Consider the following 20,527-nt stretch of genomic DNA (forward strand, 5'->3'; position numbering starts at 1 on the left):
CAGGGCTGTTGCTTTATTAAACTACATCTCCTTCTCTAATAACCGCCCTTTTTTGAAATAAGTCCGTAGTGTAGAACGATTGGCTAAAAATACACCAATCAATATAAAACAAGCCCCCATTCCCATTATAGGATTTAAAGGTTCTCCTAAAATGATATATCCCACAATTATTGCAATTAATGGTGATACATATAACCACGTCGATGGAAATACTGGATTTGTTTTTGATAAGAGCCAGTAATATAGTCCGTGTCCACCGATCGATCCGATAAATATGAGATATAAAATAGGCCATTGTACACTCCATGAAGTTAATACAGTTACATTTGGTTGTTCTACAATAATAGATGCGATTAGTAGTAAAATCCCTCCATAAAACATTTGAATACCGTTAATAAGAAATGGTGATACATTTGATAAATCTGAAAGTATTTCTTTCGAACGAATAGAGCCTATTCCGTAAAATAACTCTCCTATAACTAAAACAATACAAGCAATACTCCATATGAAACTTACTTGTTGATGCATTCCTGGTAAAGAAACAAATATAACACCTATTAGTGCGATAACTAAAGCAACGAGTTGCTCCTTTTGTAATTTCTCCCTATTCCTCTTTGCTTGTATTAATAAAATCATCATTGGTCCCGTAGCAGAAAGAACAGCAGCTAATCCCGAAGAAATATATTGTTCTGACCAATATAAACTTGCGAATGTCATAAATGTTAAACAAAATCCAGCATACATAATACGTTTTGAAAATATATGTGGCATAATTTCTTTTCGCTTTAATTTAAAAATAATCATAAGGATTATGCCCGCTAAAAAGAATCGAATTCCTGCTGAAAACAACGGTGGCGCCCCTGCTTCAATTCCAATTTTTATTGTTAAAAATGTTGTCCCGAAAATAATACATACTAAAATGTAATTAAAAATGACCATTTTTCTTCCTCCTTTTTACTCTTAAAATGAGTATAGAGGGTATGGTGTATAACAGTGTATCAATACATATAACAGTTACTTCAAGTTGTAGTTGATTCCCTATATATTTTTCGCTTTAATTAAATTAAAAAGAAAAATAGGTGAAACTATGAAGATTGTATTGCGTAAAGAATCAAACATACCGTATTACAAGCAAATATATATGCAAATTGTTGAAAGAGTACAAAGTGGTATGCTTTCACATGGTGAATCCCTTCCTTCTTTACGTTGTATGGCCACAGATTTACAAATCAATGTATTAACTGTTCGTAAAGCGTATAAACAGTTAGAAACGAAAGGGTATATACGCATCGAACAAGGAAAAGGTGCTTACATATATAAACGTGTAAAGAAAGATTTCAAACCGATACCGTATAAATGGCAACAATCAAGATCTATTAATGTTATGCGTTCTCAATATGCAATGAATAAGCACCGTAAATATTATGATTTTTCACAAGCAATTCTGTATCCTCGTCTGTTACCAAATCCATTTTTGGCAGACGAAATGCATAAATTGCTAGATAAAAATCCGATGTTGTTAGCAACTTATGGGCCAGTTCAAGGCGATTATGAACTGCGAGTTGAAATAGCAAATTACTTAAATGAACACCAGAAATTAGTGACGGACCCATCTCAATTATTAATTACAAGCGGAGCACAACAAGGAATTGATTTAATTGCTCAAACATTATTAAAACCTGGAGATATCGTATTAGTAGAAAGTCCATGTTACAGTGCTGCGCTTGACGTTTTCATCAATAAAGGTGTTCAAATCATTCCTATTTCTCTTGATAATCATGGAGTTCGCTCCGACTTAATTGATGATATTTGTCAAAGTAAAAATCCTGTTTTATTGTATACAAATCCCACCTTCCAGAACCCGACAGGTACAGTAATGAGTAAAGAACGAAGAATGGAACTTATAGAACTAGCGGAGCTATATCAATTTTTTATCATTGAAGATGATTCTTTCGGAGAAATATATTTTGAAGGTGCTATAGTCCCACCACCAATCAAAAGTTTTGATAAGGATGGCCACGTGATATATATAAAAGGATTTAGTAAAACGTTAGCACCAGGACTCCGTATCGCAGCACTTTTTGCCGATGGTCCTATTTTTGAATGGCTATATGCAGTGAAAGGTTCCATGGATATCGGTAGTCCTTTATTAACACAGAAGGCACTTCTACCTTTCTTACGTGCGGAACGTATGAAAAATCATTTAGAAAAATTACGTACAGCTTTACAAATGAGACGTGATTTAACAATTGATATACTATCGCCATTAAAAGGACTAAACTTTGAGATACCAAATGGCGGTTTTAATTTATGGGTGAAACTGCCTGATTCGATAGATCCCTTTACCTTATTACAAAAAGCAAATGAAGTAGATGTCTCTTTTTTACCAGGAACAGCTTGTCTATTAAACTACGAAACAAATGATAACCAATTAAGAATTAGCTATTCAATGTTAAACGAGAAAGATATGGCAATTGGATTAGAGAAATTACATGATACAATACGAAACAGTATTTGTTAGAAGTAATAACACAATAGCCAACAATAAATAATACCCGAAAATGACAATGTGTAGTATGGGCTATTATTTATTGTTGAGCTTTTTCGTTATTCTTAACAACCGATTTTAAAACTTGTCTTTCTTTCAATTCTTCAACAATACCATATTGATCAATAACAATTGCTTTCATTTACTCTCCTCCTTGCTGTTTATTTTAATAACATACAATTATTTCTCAAATTTTTTTGTCTTGAATTACCATATAATTATTTTTGGGGGTAATTATGCAAGAAGCATTATAAAGTGAAACTTTAATCAGCCCTCACCAATTGGGCTCCTACTGCTCGTTAATACTGGATGAATTTCAAAACAAATCTTACACACATCTTAGAATCATCCAAAACTGTTTTATTAATTAAATTCAAAAGAAATGAGGCTAACTATATGAGTGAAAAGATATTTAAAATAAACGGAATTGATATATGTACAGAAAGCTTTGGGAACCCTAAGAACCCTGCTATTTTATTAATTATGGGCGCTACATGTTCCATGGTTTATTGGGACGAAGAGTTTTGTGAGCTGTTGGCTAGTACGGGGAAATTTGTTATTCGCTTTGATAACCGTGATGTTGGACGCTCTGTTGCCTACGAACCTAGAACTTCCAATTATACAGTAACAGATATGGCTGAAGATGCAATTGGAGTACTAGATGCTTATCATATTGATAAAGCTCACCTATTTGGTATGTCATTAGGTGGTATGATTGCTCAAATTGCCGCTATAAAACATCCCGAAAGAATTTTGACGCTAACTTTACTAGCGACTAGTGTAATAGGATCTGATGACAATACTCGGGATTTACCTCCAATGGATGAAAGAATTTTAACACATCATGTAAATGGCACAAGTATAGATTGGACAAATAAAAACGATGTGGCAGAGTATTTAGTTTCAGGATCTCGTCTATTATGTGGATCAGAACGAATATTTGATGAAAATAGAGTTTATACACAAGTAAAACAAGAAATAGAACGCGCAAATAATTTATTAAGTATGTTTAATCATGCTTTACTTCAAGGTGATGATGCATATGAAGGTGTACTTCACTCCATACAAGCACCTACATTGGTTATTCACGGAACAGATGATACAGCACTCCCATTCGAACATGGCCTCGCACTAATTGATGAAATTCCAAACTCAGTACTATTAACTCTTAAAGGGGCAGGCCATGAAAACCATCCAGATGACTGGGAAAGCATAATTACTGCTGTTTCTAAACATACATCTGAAATTTAGACAAACAAATAATTAACAAAAGGGGCACAAATTATATTGTGCCCCTTCTATTTACAAACAAAAACCCATCACTGTATTCGTATGTATAGTGATGGGACTTCTTATATTTTTCTATGTTTAAAAAAATGGACAATCTAATTGATCAACAGATTCCCATAATTTTTTTTTTGCATTTTCGGTGGATGTATTTGTTTCTAGTGTCATGTTTTTAAAAGGGTTTACTTCAACTTTTAATAAGGATGAAGGCTCCACATATAATGAGAAAACATGGCTGCTTGGTAAAGCTTTAGAAACGTCAATATCTCCTACTTGTTTAAATAGTTGCTGCGCAGCAAAAAAGAAGAAATTAGTTGGATTTGATTGTTTATTCAGCCACGCAAGCATTTCAGGTGATACCGATTTATGAATATTGATTTTTACTCGATCACCACGTTTATATCGCCTAGATCGCATACTTCCACCAACTAACTTATCGTTAAGTTTGTAAATCCTAACTTTTTTTGCTTATGCTCTCTATATTTTGGCGAACAAGTATAGACTAATAATCCTCGTGCATTGGTAAATAACGGATTATCTACAAAGATTACATTTTTGAGTCGTCCTTTTTGCTTTAAAATCATTTTTAAACTGTTTTTAATAATTACTGCACCACCGCCATAAATAAACACGTATGGATCGTCTTTCATATCATCAATTTTATTTATAATATCTGTTGCAACACGAGCTGCTAAACCTAATAGTGCCGGCTGTGATTCCTCAACTAATAAGGTATTTCTCGGATGCTTATCATTTAAATAAATTTGATTGAATTCTGTAATACTATCAATCGTCTTAGTTGGATACTTTCGGTTCCATCTCGTGATAATTTGTAATAACGTCTCTTTTACACCATAAGATAAACCTTTACTTAGTTGCGGACGGAAATTTACCCCTAATGAAACAACTTCTTCTGTCGTCCCTGCACCAATATCAAAAGAGAGTAGAGTCTTATCTACAAAATCAATTTCAGAAACTTGATTCGGCTCACATTCTATTTTATGTTTCACAACATTTCCTTCTTCATCGTATACAATGCCCCACGTCCCAGATGCGCCCTCAGGCAGGCATTTACAAAACTCAATTGAAACATTAATTGTCACATCGCGTCCGTTCGGATAATGGAAAATAACCTTATGATTTCCCATATAACGTTTTGCATTTTCAGCAGCTATTTCTTGTGTAATAAGCTGCATAGGAAGAGCGACAGATAAATCATAACGAATATTAATATGGCTAGAAGTTGGACTTTGACGCATAGCGCTTACCGCCAAACCTGATAGTATTGTAATAACCATTAACTCATCCGTTGACTTATTCGATTTCTTCTCTACCTCAGTACCTTTTAATTGATCTTGAATGACTTTTTCTCCAACGATGTATCGTACATTATTTAGCATTAACGATGGCGAACTTATAGTCACATCAATGTGGTTTTCTAATTCAGATAATGAAACATCTACCTCATCTAAAAGTCCTGTAGGCTCACCTATATATAAAGAATAAATACTCGGAATAAAAATAGGGTCTTGCCCTTTCACCATTAACTTCAAACCGTTGTTTCCTGCATCTGCACCAGCTTTTAAAAGTATAGACATAACTACCCCCTAAATTAATCTGACATCCCTTCCAAATATATGCGAGCCCATTCTTTTACATTCAAATGTATTGTAATTTTTTATTTATCATAAAACCAAAATATTGCATACTTACATATTTTATGTAAAAAGTATTTGACATGATACTTTTCCAATTTTATACTTATATTTGTAAAGAGTTTTTTACAATCGAGGGGGGCAATTATTTATTGAATACTAAAAAAACTATTTTTATCATCATTGTTTTAGCATTAATTGCAATAATAGTACATGGCACATATAAATACATCACTGAAGGTTCTATTTTGGGTAGTACGATTTTTGCTATTTCGTTAATACTTAGTAATTTAATTAATCACATTACTTGGGGAGATCCCCACGGTGTATCAGAAGAAAGTCAAGATGAAATGGGCCAACAAATTACATATAAAAGCTTTAAAATTGCGTATTTTGTGCTTGTAGTTATAATGTTCCTTTTATTAATCTTCTCCGAAGGATTTTCTATGGGGGCTAATTTAGATGGCGTTAAAAACCTCCCTCTGTTCATCGCAATTTGCTCTTCATTCTTTATTTATCCTATTGTCGAACTCATAGTTGCAAAACAATATAAGTAAAAAGATGAGGTTTTCTACATGTAGAAAACCTCATCTTTTTATATTTACATACTCTCTACAATTGCTTTTAATTTATTCACAGTCCGCCAATTCCTAACTGTAGCTGGTGTATGTAACTTCTGAAACTGGTTCATTAATTTAGAATTTCGAATGCTATTTTTGAAAAACAAATAAGCAACCTTCTCATCTATATAGCAATCTTCAAGTTCACTTTTAAATGTAAGCAATTGACTACTCTCTTCTTCAGAAAGTACATTAGCTAAAAAAGCAACATGAACACTTTCTCCTTCTAACAATGAATGAACTTCATACGGACATTGTTTAATAATATTTATAAATTCATCATGTGTTCTTAGCATGACTGGAACATCGAAATCAAATTCATTTTTCATTTCAGATTGTATTCGGTCCTTTAGAAAGTTTATACCTTCCTCAGATTCGAACACGATATTACCACTTTGTATATATGTTTTCACATGTTTTAATTCTATTGATTCAAACAATCGTTTTAAATCAGCCATTTTGATTACTTTATGTCCACCGACATTGATTCCTCTTAGTAGCGCAACATAAATTGTCATATTATTCCCCCACAATAAAATGAATTTATCAACTGAATTGATTTTCCCACTCATATTTCTCGGATATTTGTTTTAATTCTTCTAACATATCATGAATAGATAATACCTCAAATAAAATAATAGATTCACTTGAAAAATGGTGATGATAATGATCTGGTTTATAATCTTTTAAATCATTTTTATAACTCCAAAATTGCTTGTCTAATTCAGCAATAAGTTTAAAATGTTCCTCATCAATTTCATTACAACGGTTTCTCAATATAGCAATTATAGAATAAGTTGTTTGTTGTAATATTTCCCTTTCACTTTGTGACCAGTCACAGGTCTCAATTGACACTCGAGCTAAATTATCTATATGGTAAATGATTTGCTGTAATAAATGCAATTGCTTTTGTACAAGTAAAAAGCTTCTCATTTCCTTCTTTGTATGGTGATGATATTTCCAATCTTTCTGCTCATATTGAACAAATTGTATCGCCTTATGCAATAATAAAGTCAATTTAGATAGATCCTGAGCTGTCTCCTTTTTCATACCTTTTCCTGCAAGTAATGCAGTAATCCATTCTTCCATAATATTTGCTGTTTTAGCAAATAGATCCTCTGTACATCCAAAAATCGTTTTCGTGTAGTGTGGTGGGAAAATGAAAAAATTCACTAAAGTAGATACTATAATACCAGTAGATGTAGTAGCTAAACGAATTAAAAATGCAGTAAAATAATGATCTGCCGTAATTGGAATCATAGCTACAGCAGTTAAAGTCGCGACTAATGTTCCCGCATGTAACCTTAGTTTTTGACATGTAACAATCGTAAACATCGCAGCTAATGCATAAGAAATTGCTTGATGGCCTAGGAAAAATGTGAAAGTCATGGCATATGCCGATCCAATTGTTGAGGCCGGAAAGCGAATAAACCCTTTTTTTATTGAGTCTGTTGCAGTTGGTTCAATTGTAACAATTGCTGTTATTACAGCAAAAATAGTTGGGATGTTAAAAAATTTACAAACTAACACTGTAAGAAAAACTGCAATCCCAGTTTTAATCACTCTTCCCCCAACAATATTCCATTGTCTATCTTGATTCATTTTTTATATCCTTCATTTCTGTTTCATTTTATATACATATATTATATATTGTTAAAATAAAAAAACCTACTACATGAATATTCAAGAGTAAGTTTTCTATCTCATTATTTCATTATAGGTAAATGCATTATTATTTGTTGGCCAATTGGTCCCATTCTTCTAAAACCTTTATCTTGGAAGCCGACTTTTGCATATAAATTTTGTGCAGGAATATTTCTTTCATTCACAGCAAGTACAACTTCATTTTTTATTGGAAAATAACGTTTTACAAACTCTTCTAATAATAACAATGACTTTTTAGCGTATCCCTTTCTTTGTCTATTGTGATTAATAGAAAATGATGTTAAAAGTAAAGCATCCTCATTATCCGTAAACTCCTTTACTCTATCTCCCGTTTGCAATGCGAAAAGACCAACCGGTACCCCATTGTAATCTAAAATAACAATCACATTTTTTGTACGATCACTTTTTGCTTTCTCCAGTAATGCGCTTGGATCTGATGTAAACTGAACTTGTTCACTTGGTAAAGTAAATGTTTGTATAACTTCTTTATATTTCTCCTTATACGGAACTAATTGAATTTCCCCTGTGTGTATGTTCATGCTAAACTCTCCCATTTTTTGCTTATTAACTTATACCTTGCTGTACTTTTGAATGCACTCTTCCATCTAAAAAGGTAATTTCAACAAATGAATTTGGATCGTTTCCTTTCCAAGCAAAAATTTGTTTAATTTGTGTAGAATGCTCTACCCCTTCTTCTATAAGTAAATCCCCTTCACAACCAATTAAATCTTTTACTTCTGTATAAGTCATTCCTTCATTTATGTTCGAGAAATGGTTTATATTGATAGACGCTTTCTGTTGCCTTTCCATCACAGTAGAAGAAGTTGCTGTTTGATTTTTCACTTCTTTTCTCTGTTCACACGCTGTCATACTGAAACCTAAGCAAAAACTAAACAATATACATGCGCTTTTTTTCATCATAACAGTTGTCCCTCCCATCATAATTAAACCATATATTCCCTTAAAAATAAACTGAATATTTAATATTATATTCAAAAACCTCGTACAATTAAGTACGAGGCTAATTTCATTTATTCAAATGATTATTTGATTGATCATCCTGTTCTTTTCTTAGCTCTTGTTTTTCATCTTTTGGTAATTGTTTATCATTATCTTTAATTGGATTCGTTTCTCTATTTTCAATCATATCATTTGGAACTTGTGGCATTACTCGGCCCACAATAGCCGCTAATTCATCTAGTATACCTTCACCTGTTTTTCCTTTTTTAATTTGCTTTCCAATTTGTTTGAGGCGTTCATACGTATCAACATCTGCTACAACGACTGCATTAGCACCATCAGGATCATTTTTTAAACTTTCTGCAACAGAGTATTTAATTGATTCAACTCGAGTTCGATCAAGTTTTGCTTTTACGTCTATACCTACAATTGCATATTTGCCGACTACTACGGCTGTCGCATCATTCACACCTGGCACACTTGCAGCTAAAGATGCTAAATGATCTGCTGCTTTTTCATTTGGCTTATTTGATTTATTCGTATAATTAACATTTTTCATTGAGACATTTTTTTGTTCCGGCTTTTCGTTTGGATTGTCTTTTTTTCCAATACTGCATCCAGTTATAACGAAGCAAAGCATCAATATATATATTAGAGTTTTCATTATTTTCACCACTTCACTATTAAGGTTTAATCATAAATTTTTTCAACAGCTTGCATTTTCTTTACCTTTTCTTCGGCCCCACTATTAGCATTAATGAATATTTGGTACGTATCTTTTCCTAAAGTACCTACAAATTCATAGCAAAGTACTTCATTATGCAAATCATTGACTACTACAGCTTTACGTTCTTCCATTACTTTCACATCCGGATTGATTTTCTTTCTTGCTTCTGCTACAGTTAACTTTGCCGATGGAACTGTTCGTTTTTGATGCGACGCTAAATATTCTTTTGCGGAGAACCCTACGATAGAACCGTCATCTAAAGCAATTTTCATTTGGATTGCTTCTGGATAAATTCGTACTCCATTTTCATTTACTACATACGTAAACACACCAACATTATCATATTGAGAGCTATCATAAAGTTCCATATTATTAAACTTATGGTCCTTTAAAAATTTCAAACCTTTACTACCTGCATCGTTTAAACTAACTTTCTGTTCTTTAATTTCGCGGTTATTCATAACCCAAATTGGATATCCACCTTTTCCCGTAATATCCATATAAAACTCATTGTTCGTTGCTTCATCTTTAATTTTCACACTATAGAAAGATTCTTTCGCACCTTTTCCGCTTTTCTCAACATCTACTTTTTCATTTCCTTTTAAATTCAAAAACGATTTTGCAATTTTCGCCGCTTCATCTTTAGAAATTGCCTTTCCTTGCGCTTCAAATCCGCCTTTTTTATTTTTTTGCGCACTTGTAAAGGTCGGTCCGAAGTTTGTAGAAGAATATGATGTTACGTTTTTCTCTACAGTTTTCAATCCATCAATAATTGTGTTATCTGCTGGATCGCGATTTGATGCAAGTGCCATTTCTACATCCATCCAGCGTAAATTATTTTTCAAAACAAGATGTTGTACTTTTCTTAGTTCATCTTGTATATTTCCTGCATTTGAATATAAAGTTTGCAACGTTTTATATTCTTGCTCATTTAAAGGCTCTTTTTCTAAATCACGAATGGCTGCACGGTAACTAAAATCACCGATATTCGCTAAAAATTCTTCCGTTTTATTAAATGGCATTAATGTTAAAGGAAGTTGCCCTACATCTGAGCGAGCTTCAGATGTTAAACGCCATACATCCGCTAATGCAGGTGATAAAGATGATCGTGAATTCATCGCAAGTGTTGTGCCAATTTTATCGTGTAATAAATCGACTTCGTATGCTAAATCATGGAATGCACGTTGATAGCTATTTTCCGCTCTAATTAAAACCGCATTTTTCTCTTGGTGCTCTTTATAGCCCCAGTATCCTGTTCCTACTACACCGACTGTTAATAATACAATGATAATACCTCGTAACATTGTCCCACCTCCGCTCTATTTACAGAAAATATGTTTACCGATTTTTTTAATTTGTGGACGAGTCCAAATCCATTTACTAGTCGCAGTATCTGGATTGAAATAATATAAAGCATTTCCTGTTGGATCCCATCCATTAATCGCATCTAATACAGCTTTTTTCGCTGTTTCATTTGGCGTTAAATATATTTGCCCATCCGCAACTGCCGTAAAGGCTCTTGGCTCAAATATTACTCCTGAAACGGTATTTGGAAATGATGCACTTGTAACACGATTTAAAATAACAGCAGCTACTGCAACTTGTCCTAAATACGGTTCACCACGTGATTCCCCGTATACTGCGTTTGCCATGAGTTGAATGTCATTTTGCGAATAACCATTCGGAACATTTGTCCCTTTATTTTGAGATGGTTTATTTTTTTGTGCAGTACTACCACTATTTCCTTTATTGGCAGTGGACTTGTCATACTTCGTTGCCTTCACGAGCATTTGCTTCGTTTTAGCTCCAGCTAAACCATCAACGGGTAATCCGAATTTCTCTTGAAAATTCCGAAGTGCCCAATATGTACCCCATCCGAAAACACCATCCACTTTTCCCGTATAAAATCCGTTATATTTCAAACGAGATTGCAGTTCAATGACATCTTCGCCAGATGCTCCTCTTTGAATGACTTGATTAGAAAAAGCTTCTACATTCTTTAGTTGTATACTACTGACCATTAAAGACAGTCCTATGAACGCAAGTAAAACTGCTATTTTAAAAATAGCTTTTTGGCGCATACTTTTCCCTCCTTAATTACAGAAATGATTTCTTGGTTATGTTTTGTAAAAGCCTCGCTTTTATGTAAAGAAGACAAAAAAATCCAAACTAATATCGTTGAAAAAATATGTAAACAATATAAAAAAAGGATAAAAGGAGTTCATCATGAAGAAATTGTTAAAACGTGTCGCACTCGTCATTCTGTTCCTAACAACATGTTCAAATATATATACAGGCTCATCAATTGTTCATGCGCAGCCGCCGTATGCCAAATGGGGTAAACTTGCCGTAGAAAAGACGAAAGAACAATACCCAAAAGCAGAAATTATTGATTATCTACATATAGGTAGAAAACCCAAAACAGTTCAAATAACTGTTGAAAAATTTAAATTGTGGTTACGTGAAGATGGAAAAGAATATGGTGTTTTTGTTGATGTAGAATTTGAAACGAAGACGGAGAAATTTATAAAGTTGTCGTTTCAGAAGACGAGTAGATAAAGTGAACCCCCACTGTTAAAAACAGAAACAGTGGGGGTTCTTGCATTTCTAAAATTCTTTCCTAAAATTTCGATTCCCTAAAAATCTTACCAATATACAAATAGCGCCAATTACAACAGCTATCCCTATACTATATAAAAGGACTCTACCATATCCTCCTATTCTCGGATCTAAAAAAGGATATGGATACCAATTTACGATTGGACCACGTAATAAGCTATATACAACGTAAAAAAACGGGAATAAGAGCCAACTTGCAGCTTTTTTCCAGGTGATTTTCTTATTTGGTGGATTTAAAATCCAATCTAAAAGCATGGTAATTGGCATGATATAATGCAGCACCGTATTTACCCATGGTATTGCAGTTTGAAGTGATTCTTCTAATCCTCTTAATAGTAAAAAATAAATCAGTCCTGTCGTAAGTATATATACCGTTGCCGCACCACGAAGTATACCAAACTGCTCTGATCGACCAAATGTAGCTGTTCCGATACTGCTTAAAAGGAGAATACATGCAACTAAAATGTTACTTTCGATCGTAAAGAAACTAAAAAAGTTAACTGGATTGAACGGTTTCACTTGTGCCCTGATTATGAATTGCGTAATAATGGCGCTACATGCTAGAAGACTTAAACATAATCTAAATAAAGATAAAGTTTTTTCACCCCTCATACATTCCCTCCTTTTCTTATAAATAATTAGAATTTCCCTGTACATGCTCAATAAATAATTTTAATGGAACGAGCCCACGCTTTGGCATATGACTACTTATAATAGCTACTACTTCTAACTGAGGAATGATAACGATGTATTGTCCGCCATATCCCATAGCGAAATATATACAATACGGTATGTGAAATCTTTCGTTATGTAATACCCACCAGTGATATCCATATGCACCGACATGTTCATATGTTTCAAATTGCGCCCTGCTTGACTCTTCTAACCATTGTGCTGATACAATTTCTTTCCCATTCCAATATCCATTTTGTAAACATAATTTTCCTAATTTTAATAAATCTGTAGATTTCATTTTCATACCGAAGCCGCCAACATATATACCCTGCGGATCTTGTTGCCATTCGTATTCGTTAATTTCTAATGGATCAAATAAATATTTCTTTGCAAACCGCTCTGTCGACATTCCAGTAGCTTCTTGAATAATATAGCTCAGTAAATGAGAAGAACCTGAATTATAATTCATTTTTGTAGCAGGTTTTTCAATTATTGGCTTTTCTAATATGTACTGTACCCAGTTCTCTGATTCTACAAAGTCATTTGGGAATACTACTCCATTCCCAAACTCTTTCCAATCCTCACCAGTAGTCATTGTTAATAAGTGATAAAGCGTCAAATCATGTTTTTCCCCAGGTACATTTTCAATCCACTCTGTAATCGGTGTATGTATATCATTTATATAGCCCTTATCAATTGCAATACCAATTAATAAAGATACGATACTTTTTGTAATCGAATTTATTTTATATAAGTTATTTGCACATTCAGGTGTTTTATAATACTCAGTTGTTAATTCCCCTTTTTGATAAACAAGAAATGTATTCACTTTTTTCTTTTCGAATTTATTTTCTAGTTGCTTGAAATCCAAAAACTTTACCTCCATTTAAATAGTTACTCCATTTATTATATCTTGTTACTTCATTTTAAACATAATTGTGCTCAAATAAAAATAAACCTGTCAGCCATAATGAACTGACAGGTTTATTTTTATAATTTCGTACGAACATTCCAAAGCTCTGGGAAGAATCTTTGATCAAGTACTCGTTTTAAATAAGAAACACCGGAGGATCCACCTGTTCCCATTTTATGTCCAATAATTCTTTCTACTGTTTTCATATGACGGAAACGCCATTGTTGTAGCCAGTCTTCAATATCAATCAATTTTTCAGCAAGCTGATATAAATTCCAATATTTTTTCACATCCACATACACTTCTAACCACGCCGCTTCTACTGTTGCATCTTCTTCATAAGGCTGCGTAATATCACGGTTTAACACATCTTTATGAATAGGGAATCCTTCTTTTACTAATGCTTGAATCGCGACATCATATAGACTTGGTGCATGTAGCGCTTTATGAAGTCGTGCATGTAATTCTGGATCCTTTTCATAAATTTTTAATGCGTGCGGCGTTTTATAGCCAAGTGCATACTCAATCATACGATATTGATACGATTGAAAACCTGAAGCTTGACCGAGTGAATCACGAAACTCAATATATTCTGATGGTGTTAATGTCGCAAGAATATCCCAAGATTGAATAATTTGAGACTGAATTTTCGATACACGTGCTAACATTTTAAAAGCTGGTTGTAATTTATCTTGTTTAATAGATTCAATCGCCGCATTTAGCTCATGTAAAATGAGCTTCATCCAAAGCTCACTTGCTTGGTGGATAACGATAAATAACATTTCATCATGATGGTCCGATAATCTTTTTTGAGAAGATAGTAAACTATCTAATTGTAAATACTCCCCATACGTCATATTCTCTTTAAAATCCGTATGAATCCCTTTTTCCATAATTACTTTTTCATTTTCTTTCATATTAGCCAAACGCCCCTTTTATATAATTCTACTTATATTGGTCTAATAACGGCTCGAACTGGACTTCCATCTGCATCAGTTAATGCAAGTGGTAATGCAATAAGTTCATAATCACCGTCTGCTACATGATCTAATACGACATTTTCTAAAATATGAATTCCATGTTTAAATAATTGATGATGCGCTGCTAATTCTTTATCATCTAACGGATCAACTGATGGTACATCTACTCCGATTAAACGAATACCTTTCTCTGATAGAAAAGGTGCTATGTCTGCACGTAAATGAGGGATCACATCTGGAAATTCTTCATTTTTTCCATGTGAAGATGTACGTAATAATAATCGTTCTACACCTTCTAAATGAAAGTTTTCTAATTCCTTTTTCCCGATGCTTTCAAGATTAGAAACGTCAATAATCCGTGCTGGGCCAACATAAACTTGAACATCTAAATCCAATACTTTCTTTCCATCATTATCAAAATGAAATGGTGCATCAATATGAGTGCCTGTATGAATACTCATCGTTAACTTTCCGACATTTACCGAGCCACTTTCTTCTTTTGACCATGAAACTTCATACGAGAACGGTGTGTCTCCTGGCCACGTTGCAATATTATTATTTAGCGGTTGTGAAATATCAATCCACTCTGATGTTTTCATACTTATGCCACAACCTCTCGCTTATTTTCAAACTGCTTATACTTTTCTTCTTTCATAATTCCCTTTAATATTTGTACAGATTTCCACACTTCTTCGTATGTGTTATATAAAGCGACCGGCGCAAGTCTCACTCCATTTGGCGCTCTAAAATCTGGAATTACTCCATTTGCCTTTAGCGCTTTACATATACGTGCTGCTTCTGCATGCTCTAAATAAATGTGCCCGCCTCGACTTTCATCCTCTAACGGATTTCCAATTGTAAATCCGAAATCTTTTAATTCATGATCAATTAAATTCAGCATGTATCTCGTAATATGTAAAGACTTCTCACGTAAACGTTCAATACCAGCATCTTTGAAAATTTCAAGAGAACCAATTAATGGTGCTATACTTAATACGTGAGGTGTACCAATTTGATAAGCACCTGCATGATCAGCGGCTGTTAATGTATGCTCCATATCAAACTGCTTATCTTTTTTAGAACTAAACCATCCAGACAACCCTGGCAGTCTATTAAAATGTTTATTATTTACATAAAGTCCTGCAACACCACCCGGTCCTGCATTTAAATATTTATAATTGCACCAAACAGCAAAATCAACATCCCAATCTTTGAAATGATGCGGAATAGATCCTATTGAATGACATAAATCAAATCCGATATGAATGTCTCGTTTATGTGCTTCCGTTGTTAAACGTTTCATATCAAGAATTTGACCACTTCTATATAAAACAGAAGGTAATAAAATTAAAGCGATATCATCTTCCATCGCATGAATAATATCTTCTTCAGAAAGTGTTCTACCATCTCGGCTTTTCACTCTTACTAGATGCTCATCTGGGTCTAATCCTTTTAAACGTATTTGACTTTGAAGTGCATAAATATCTGACGGGAAAGTTAATTCATCCGCAAGTATTTTTGTACGTATTCCTTTCGGTTCATAAAACGTCGCAATAACTTGGTGTATATTTGTAGTCGTAGAACCGGTTACAATAGTTTCCTCCGGTAAAGCTCCAATAAGAGGGGCTGTAAGTTTACCTAATTTCTCTGAAAGGAAAAACCACGGGTGCTCACCTTCAGTCCAGCCGTCAATTCCATATTCTTTCCACGAATCTAGCAACGTAAGTAATGATTTCTCTGCTCTTTTTGAAAGTAGCCCTAATGAGTTTCCATCTAAATATATAGTACCTTCTTTTTTATAGAATTCAGTTTGAAAATCTTTCAGTTCATCATGTTTATCACATTCAAGCGCATACTCATAAGTTGGTTGAAATGGTTCTTTATACATGGTGTCACCTTCTCTTAATTTTCTTTTTATTCTAACTAATTGAAATATAGCACCTTAATTGATATAACGTCAATGATATTATGTCAGTTGACTTTATATATGAACTTCTTTTACAATACAGTTATATTTTCAGACATTTCAGTATAAAGAGGTGATTCTTTGAAAAACTCTACTCTTTCATCAAGAAAACACCGCTCCTTAGAAACGAAGAAGAAACTACTACACTCTGGTTACACTATTTTTATACGTAACGGATTTCAAAAAACGACAATTACACAAATTATTAAACATGCAGAAACCGGTTACGGAACAGCATATGTATACTTCAAAAACAAAGACGATCTCCTAATTAGTTTAATGGAAGATGTTATGAATCAATTTCATAATATTGCCAAGCGCTCCTTTTTGCCTCAAACGAAGGAAGAAGCTCATAAAATGATTCGAAATCAAGTTAGAGCATTTCTCCAACTAGCAAAGAAAGAACGAGCTATTTTACAAGTTGTAGAAGAAGCAATCGGATTATCAAAAGAGATACGTAAAAAATGGGACGAGATACGGGAACGCTTCATAAACAATATTACGCAGGATATTACATACTCTCAAGAAAGTGGATTAGCACAGCCTGAATTAAATAAAGAAATTGTAGCACGTGCTTGGTTCGCAATGAATGAGATGTTTCTTTGGGCGATTGTGAAAAATGATAAAAAATTAGAGTTAGAAGAGATAGTACATACATTGACGGAAATGTATACGACGGGGTTATATAAATAGCACACCTGCAATAAATACGGTGTGCTATTTTACATTTATAAAAATATTTTATCTAGGTATGGCAATGCTAAAAGGGGCTTTTCAGATAAAGGGAAATATTTTAGTTTTAACGATTCACCATCTATCGATTTCAACTCGCCACCGCTAACTTCACACTCAAACACAACAATAATATATTCTACTTCATCACCATTCGGATATGTATGGCGGTACTTTTCTCCTCCAAATACTCCTTTTTGTTTTTTTACTTGTACTTTCAATCCTGTTTCTTCCCAAACTTCCCTAACTACTGCTTCTTCTGGAGTTTCCCCAAGTTCAATTGCTCCAGCTGGCAAACTCCAGTATTCCCCACCAGGATATTGAAATAAAGTGAAACTTTAATCAGTGGGGGTTTTATTATCCCCACTGATTATTAGTTGAACCAATCGGGCTTTTACGGGCAGTTGATCCCCCACCTAACTTCTTTGCTTTCGCTGAATTTTGAGATGGGAGTCTTACTGCCCGTTAATGCGGGATAAAATATCCCCCTGTTTATTTTTTATAATAGCAGCTACACTCGGCATGAATATTAGTTCATGCCCTAATTGCTCACGGATTTTTTTATAATATAGTGACATTGACATACTATTCTCTCCTAATCTATTAATAACTGTATTTTCTGATATTTATTGCATAATATTCTTAATACAAACTTCTATATAGAAAGGATAAAAACATGTCGCAAGAAAAACTTGCAAACAAATTTCTATCATTTACTGAAAGTGGTACTCAATAGATTGAGTACCACTTTTACTTTACATGCTTTTCATTAGCGTACTTTTTCTTCAGTCACCCTACTCACAATTCCAACAATAAATTTATATTCAATCCTTCTCTTCTTATCTTTCTTAAAACCCTCTTTCGTATCAAAAATAAAACACGTTTTCCGAAACCAAATTCGTACGTATACAGACTCTAAGTAAATAGGTTTTATAATTCCTCGTTCTTCAAATTCAGTCCCATCTTTATTTTCAGTTTCCGTTCGAACGAACCACTTATTCCCGATTCCAATCTCAATATACTTCACATACTAACCTCCATTAGGAAATTTCCCTTCTAACAATTCTATTATTTCCCCGGTAAGCGCAGATTCCGACAGAACATGAGCCCACAAAGAAAAAGTAGATTACAAAAATCTACTTTATAACTTATATTTTTGCATTCGCTTATAAAATGTACTACGGGGTACATCTAATAGTTTTGCAGCTAATGAAACATTTCCGTTTGTCTTTTGTAATACTTCAATCATGCTATCACGCTGTATTTTTTCGCGAAAATTTAGTGGATGTTCTGTTTTATTTTCAACTTGTAACTCAAGTTGTTGTTGATTTCCCATCATTGTTTGTAGCAAAAAAGCGACTTGCTTTTCGCATATTTCCCGTCCTTGCGACAAGATGTAAATGCGTTCTAATACATTTACTAGTTCTCGAATATTTCCGGGCCATGTATGTTGTAAAAATTGATTGCAAATACTCTTTGGAAATACAACATTCCAATTCTTCCGTTCGCAAAAGTGTTGTATAAAATATGAGATATCCTCTTTTCTTTCTATTAACGATGGAACATATAACGGATAAACGTGCAAACGATAATATAAATCTTGACGGAATTTCCCTTCTTCTACTAACCGTAGTAAATCTTTATGTGTGGCAGTAATAATACGAATATTTACTGGTACCTCTTTTGAACTTCCTATTGGAGTTATTGTACGTTCTTGTAAAACACGCAATAATGCTACTTGCATCTCTGGTGGTACTTCACCAATTTCATCTAAAAATAATGTTCCTCCATGCGCTTGTTCAAATTTCCCTTTATACCCTTGACGTCGCGCACCTGTAAACGCACCTTCAACGTAACCGAACAATTCACTTTCCATTAATTCTTTAGGCAGAGAACCGCAGTTAACAGCTATAAAGGGCCCATCTTTTCTTGGGCTATTTTCATGAATCGCTCTCGCAACATATTCCTTTCCTACTCCTGTCTCACCACATACATACACACTAGCATCAGTCGGTGAAACAAGCTTAATTTCTTCTAGTGTGTGTTGAAATGCTTTGCTTGTCCCGGTAACTCCTGAAAAAGTAATTCCTTTTATAAATGCGAAAGCAGAATATGTATTTATTTGTTTGTTTTTCTTTAAATACATACATTTCCCAATCATTCTTTCATTACTATATACTGGTATCTCTAATTTAGTTTCCAATCCATGGTGCATTAACTCTTCAAGCTTCATTCTTGACCAATTATTTATTCGTTCACGAACACTCTTACTCGCAGAAACGATAACATCACGATGATTACAAATAACTACTTGTTCGTCACTATCAATGACATCCAAAAAACGATGAATTAAGTGTAATTCATTTTGATGAACTCTTATGCTACATTCACGTTCTATTGCATGTGCAATTGAAGTTACCATACCGAGCATATATGGATGCGAAAATTCAATTGGACAGGAGAAATCTAGAACACCAATTAATTTCCCGTCATCATTATGGATAGGAGCAGCCGCACAACTCCAGCTATGAGATGCCACGGAATAATGTTCAGTACCACTTATCATAATAGCTTCTTCAATTTCTAGCGCTGTTCCAATTGCATTTGTACCAACAGCTGCTTCTGTCCATTTTACACCTTCAATAAAATTAATATGTTTCGCTCGCTTTAACGTTTGTTTATTTCCACTTAACGATAGAACATAACCATCTGGATCGATTAATAATGCCATCATTTGTAGTTCATCAATGGTTTTTCTCATATTTTGTATTTGAGGTAATGCTATATCAAGAAAAATTTCACTCTTTTTCTTTTGTTCTTGAAAAACATTAGAAGACAAAATTTTCTGACCTTTATTCATATAAGGATTCACATTTGCTTGTCTACATCGATGCCATGACTCTGAAATTCTTTCGTTTATACGGTTCGAATCAAAGACTCCTTCATCAATAAACTTTTTCCATGTATGTAAGTAAAACGGTGAAGCTAACATTGTATCATCTCCCTTTTAATTGTTTTGGAGATTTATAAAACATACTTCTATTATAAAACTGAATAAAAGCGTTTTCAATACAACTAGAAAGATGACACAAATATGTTAATAATTTGAATATATTAATGCGCGTCTTTATTCTTTTTTAGTAGCACCATATTTTGTATAATGGACGCAAAGAAAATACA

23 protein-coding genes and 1 pseudogene are annotated in these 20,527 nt (G+C 33.7%); 5 read left to right on the top strand and 19 right to left on the bottom strand.

Annotated elements, in window-relative coordinates; genetic code table 11:
• Nucleotides 1-21: 21 nt before the first annotated feature.
• On the bottom strand, nucleotides 22-939 hold the full coding sequence (locus tag MR167_RS00650; RefSeq protein ID WP_000234335.1) for a DMT family transporter: 918 nt from the start codon (nucleotides 937-939) through the stop codon (nucleotides 22-24).
• 148 nt (nucleotides 940-1,087) lie between these two features.
• Here MR167_RS00650 and pdxR point away from each other — a divergent pair, with 148 nt between their 5' ends.
• Nucleotides 1,088-2,521: a MocR-like pyridoxine biosynthesis transcription factor PdxR gene (gene pdxR, locus MR167_RS00655; RefSeq protein WP_000706774.1), complete on the top strand. Its 1,434-nt coding sequence runs from the start codon at nucleotides 1,088-1,090 to the stop codon at nucleotides 2,519-2,521.
• A gap of 423 nt (nucleotides 2,522-2,944) precedes the next feature.
• Nucleotides 2,945-3,799: a BCA family alpha/beta fold macrolide esterase gene (mleBCA, locus tag MR167_RS00660; RefSeq protein ID WP_001290769.1), complete on the top strand. Its 855-nt coding sequence runs from the start codon at nucleotides 2,945-2,947 to the stop codon at nucleotides 3,797-3,799.
• Nucleotides 3,800-3,916: 117 nt separating this feature from the next.
• Here mleBCA and MR167_RS00665 read toward each other — a convergent pair whose 3' ends face one another.
• A complete protein-coding gene (locus tag MR167_RS00665) occupies nucleotides 3,917-4,252 on the bottom strand; it encodes a hypothetical protein (RefSeq protein WP_001257762.1) in 336 nt (111 codons plus the stop codon).
• A gap of 11 nt (nucleotides 4,253-4,263) precedes the next feature.
• Complete coding sequence (locus MR167_RS00670) at nucleotides 4,264-5,433, bottom strand: ParM/StbA family protein (RefSeq protein ID WP_242313694.1); 1,170 nt, start codon at nucleotides 5,431-5,433, stop codon at nucleotides 4,264-4,266.
• A gap of 209 nt (nucleotides 5,434-5,642) precedes the next feature.
• Between MR167_RS00670 and MR167_RS00675 the strand changes: the two genes are divergently transcribed.
• The gene (locus tag MR167_RS00675) at nucleotides 5,643-6,047 is read left to right on the top strand and encodes a hypothetical protein (RefSeq protein WP_001093136.1); all 405 of its coding nucleotides are present in this window, start codon (nucleotides 5,643-5,645) and stop codon (nucleotides 6,045-6,047) included.
• A 44-nt stretch (nucleotides 6,048-6,091) separates the two neighbouring features.
• Here the strand turns inward: MR167_RS00675 and MR167_RS00680 are convergent, their stop codons facing one another.
• From MR167_RS00680 to sleB, 7 genes are all read right to left on the bottom strand, one after another.
• The gene (locus tag MR167_RS00680) at nucleotides 6,092-6,628 is read right to left on the bottom strand and encodes a DUF1697 domain-containing protein (RefSeq protein ID WP_000158574.1); all 537 of its coding nucleotides are present in this window, start codon (nucleotides 6,626-6,628) and stop codon (nucleotides 6,092-6,094) included.
• A gap of 28 nt (nucleotides 6,629-6,656) precedes the next feature.
• Nucleotides 6,657-7,712, bottom strand: coding sequence for an aromatic acid exporter family protein (locus MR167_RS00685; RefSeq protein WP_001070855.1), 1,056 nt, complete (start codon nucleotides 7,710-7,712; stop codon nucleotides 6,657-6,659).
• Nucleotides 7,713-7,816: 104 nt separating this feature from the next.
• A complete protein-coding gene (locus MR167_RS00690; protein WP_003278429.1) occupies nucleotides 7,817-8,329 on the bottom strand; it encodes a GNAT family N-acetyltransferase in 513 nt (170 codons plus the stop codon).
• Between the two features lie 10 nt (nucleotides 8,330-8,339).
• Complete coding sequence (locus MR167_RS00695) at nucleotides 8,340-8,696, bottom strand: hypothetical protein (protein ID WP_000976437.1); 357 nt, start codon at nucleotides 8,694-8,696, stop codon at nucleotides 8,340-8,342.
• Between the two features lie 106 nt (nucleotides 8,697-8,802).
• Nucleotides 8,803-9,399: a YhcN/YlaJ family sporulation lipoprotein gene (locus tag MR167_RS00700; protein ID WP_000854056.1), complete on the bottom strand. Its 597-nt coding sequence runs from the start codon at nucleotides 9,397-9,399 to the stop codon at nucleotides 8,803-8,805.
• A 26-nt stretch (nucleotides 9,400-9,425) separates the two neighbouring features.
• Nucleotides 9,426-10,766, bottom strand: coding sequence for a germination protein YpeB (gene ypeB / locus MR167_RS00705; RefSeq protein WP_000943737.1), 1,341 nt, complete (start codon nucleotides 10,764-10,766; stop codon nucleotides 9,426-9,428).
• A gap of 15 nt (nucleotides 10,767-10,781) precedes the next feature.
• On the bottom strand, nucleotides 10,782-11,543 hold the full coding sequence (gene sleB / locus MR167_RS00710; RefSeq protein ID WP_001249046.1) for a spore cortex-lytic enzyme: 762 nt from the start codon (nucleotides 11,541-11,543) through the stop codon (nucleotides 10,782-10,784).
• A 145-nt stretch (nucleotides 11,544-11,688) separates the two neighbouring features.
• Here sleB and MR167_RS00715 point away from each other — a divergent pair, with 145 nt between their 5' ends.
• The gene (locus MR167_RS00715) at nucleotides 11,689-12,021 is read left to right on the top strand and encodes a DUF3889 domain-containing protein (RefSeq protein ID WP_000734901.1); all 333 of its coding nucleotides are present in this window, start codon (nucleotides 11,689-11,691) and stop codon (nucleotides 12,019-12,021) included.
• A gap of 48 nt (nucleotides 12,022-12,069) precedes the next feature.
• Here MR167_RS00715 and MR167_RS00720 read toward each other — a convergent pair whose 3' ends face one another.
• The 5 genes from MR167_RS00720 to kynU form a co-directional block, all read right to left on the bottom strand.
• Nucleotides 12,070-12,693, bottom strand: coding sequence for a Pr6Pr family membrane protein (locus MR167_RS00720; protein ID WP_001213866.1), 624 nt, complete (start codon nucleotides 12,691-12,693; stop codon nucleotides 12,070-12,072).
• Between the two features lie 16 nt (nucleotides 12,694-12,709).
• Nucleotides 12,710-13,627, bottom strand: coding sequence for a serine hydrolase domain-containing protein (locus MR167_RS00725; protein ID WP_000346246.1), 918 nt, complete (start codon nucleotides 13,625-13,627; stop codon nucleotides 12,710-12,712).
• A 119-nt stretch (nucleotides 13,628-13,746) separates the two neighbouring features.
• Nucleotides 13,747-14,586, bottom strand: a complete 840-nt coding sequence (kynA, locus tag MR167_RS00730) for a tryptophan 2,3-dioxygenase (RefSeq protein WP_000661959.1) — start codon at nucleotides 14,584-14,586, stop codon at nucleotides 13,747-13,749.
• Nucleotides 14,587-14,618: 32 nt separating this feature from the next.
• On the bottom strand, nucleotides 14,619-15,248 hold the full coding sequence (gene kynB / locus MR167_RS00735; RefSeq protein ID WP_000858071.1) for an arylformamidase: 630 nt from the start codon (nucleotides 15,246-15,248) through the stop codon (nucleotides 14,619-14,621).
• Nucleotides 15,249-15,250: 2 nt separating this feature from the next.
• The gene (gene kynU / locus MR167_RS00740; protein WP_000276296.1) at nucleotides 15,251-16,537 is read right to left on the bottom strand and encodes a kynureninase; all 1,287 of its coding nucleotides are present in this window, start codon (nucleotides 16,535-16,537) and stop codon (nucleotides 15,251-15,253) included.
• A gap of 159 nt (nucleotides 16,538-16,696) precedes the next feature.
• On the opposite strand from kynU, the gene MR167_RS00745 reads away from it, so the two are divergent.
• Nucleotides 16,697-17,308, top strand: a complete 612-nt coding sequence (locus MR167_RS00745) for a TetR/AcrR family transcriptional regulator (RefSeq protein WP_000798548.1) — start codon at nucleotides 16,697-16,699, stop codon at nucleotides 17,306-17,308.
• 35 nt (nucleotides 17,309-17,343) lie between these two features.
• On the opposite strand, the pseudogene MR167_RS00750 reads toward MR167_RS00745, so the two are convergent.
• From MR167_RS00750 to MR167_RS00765, 4 genes and pseudogenes are all read right to left on the bottom strand, one after another.
• Nucleotides 17,344-17,676: pseudogene (locus MR167_RS00750) on the bottom strand (NUDIX domain-containing protein); the annotation flags it as partial.
• 126 nt (nucleotides 17,677-17,802) lie between these two features.
• Nucleotides 17,803-17,931, bottom strand: a complete 129-nt coding sequence (locus MR167_RS00755; RefSeq protein ID WP_000062924.1) for an NUDIX hydrolase — start codon at nucleotides 17,929-17,931, stop codon at nucleotides 17,803-17,805.
• 185 nt (nucleotides 17,932-18,116) lie between these two features.
• A complete protein-coding gene (locus MR167_RS00760; RefSeq protein WP_000873836.1) occupies nucleotides 18,117-18,374 on the bottom strand; it encodes a DUF3977 family protein in 258 nt (85 codons plus the stop codon).
• 114 nt (nucleotides 18,375-18,488) lie between these two features.
• Nucleotides 18,489-20,339, bottom strand: a complete 1,851-nt coding sequence (locus MR167_RS00765) for a sigma-54-dependent Fis family transcriptional regulator (RefSeq protein ID WP_000881380.1) — start codon at nucleotides 20,337-20,339, stop codon at nucleotides 18,489-18,491.
• Between the last annotated feature and the right edge of the window lie 188 nt (nucleotides 20,340-20,527).

Origin of the sequence: Bacillus cereus group sp. BfR-BA-01355, from assembly GCF_022663675.1 — a bacterium.
Taxonomy (GTDB): domain Bacteria; phylum Bacillota; class Bacilli; order Bacillales; family Bacillaceae_G; genus Bacillus_A; species Bacillus_A thuringiensis_S.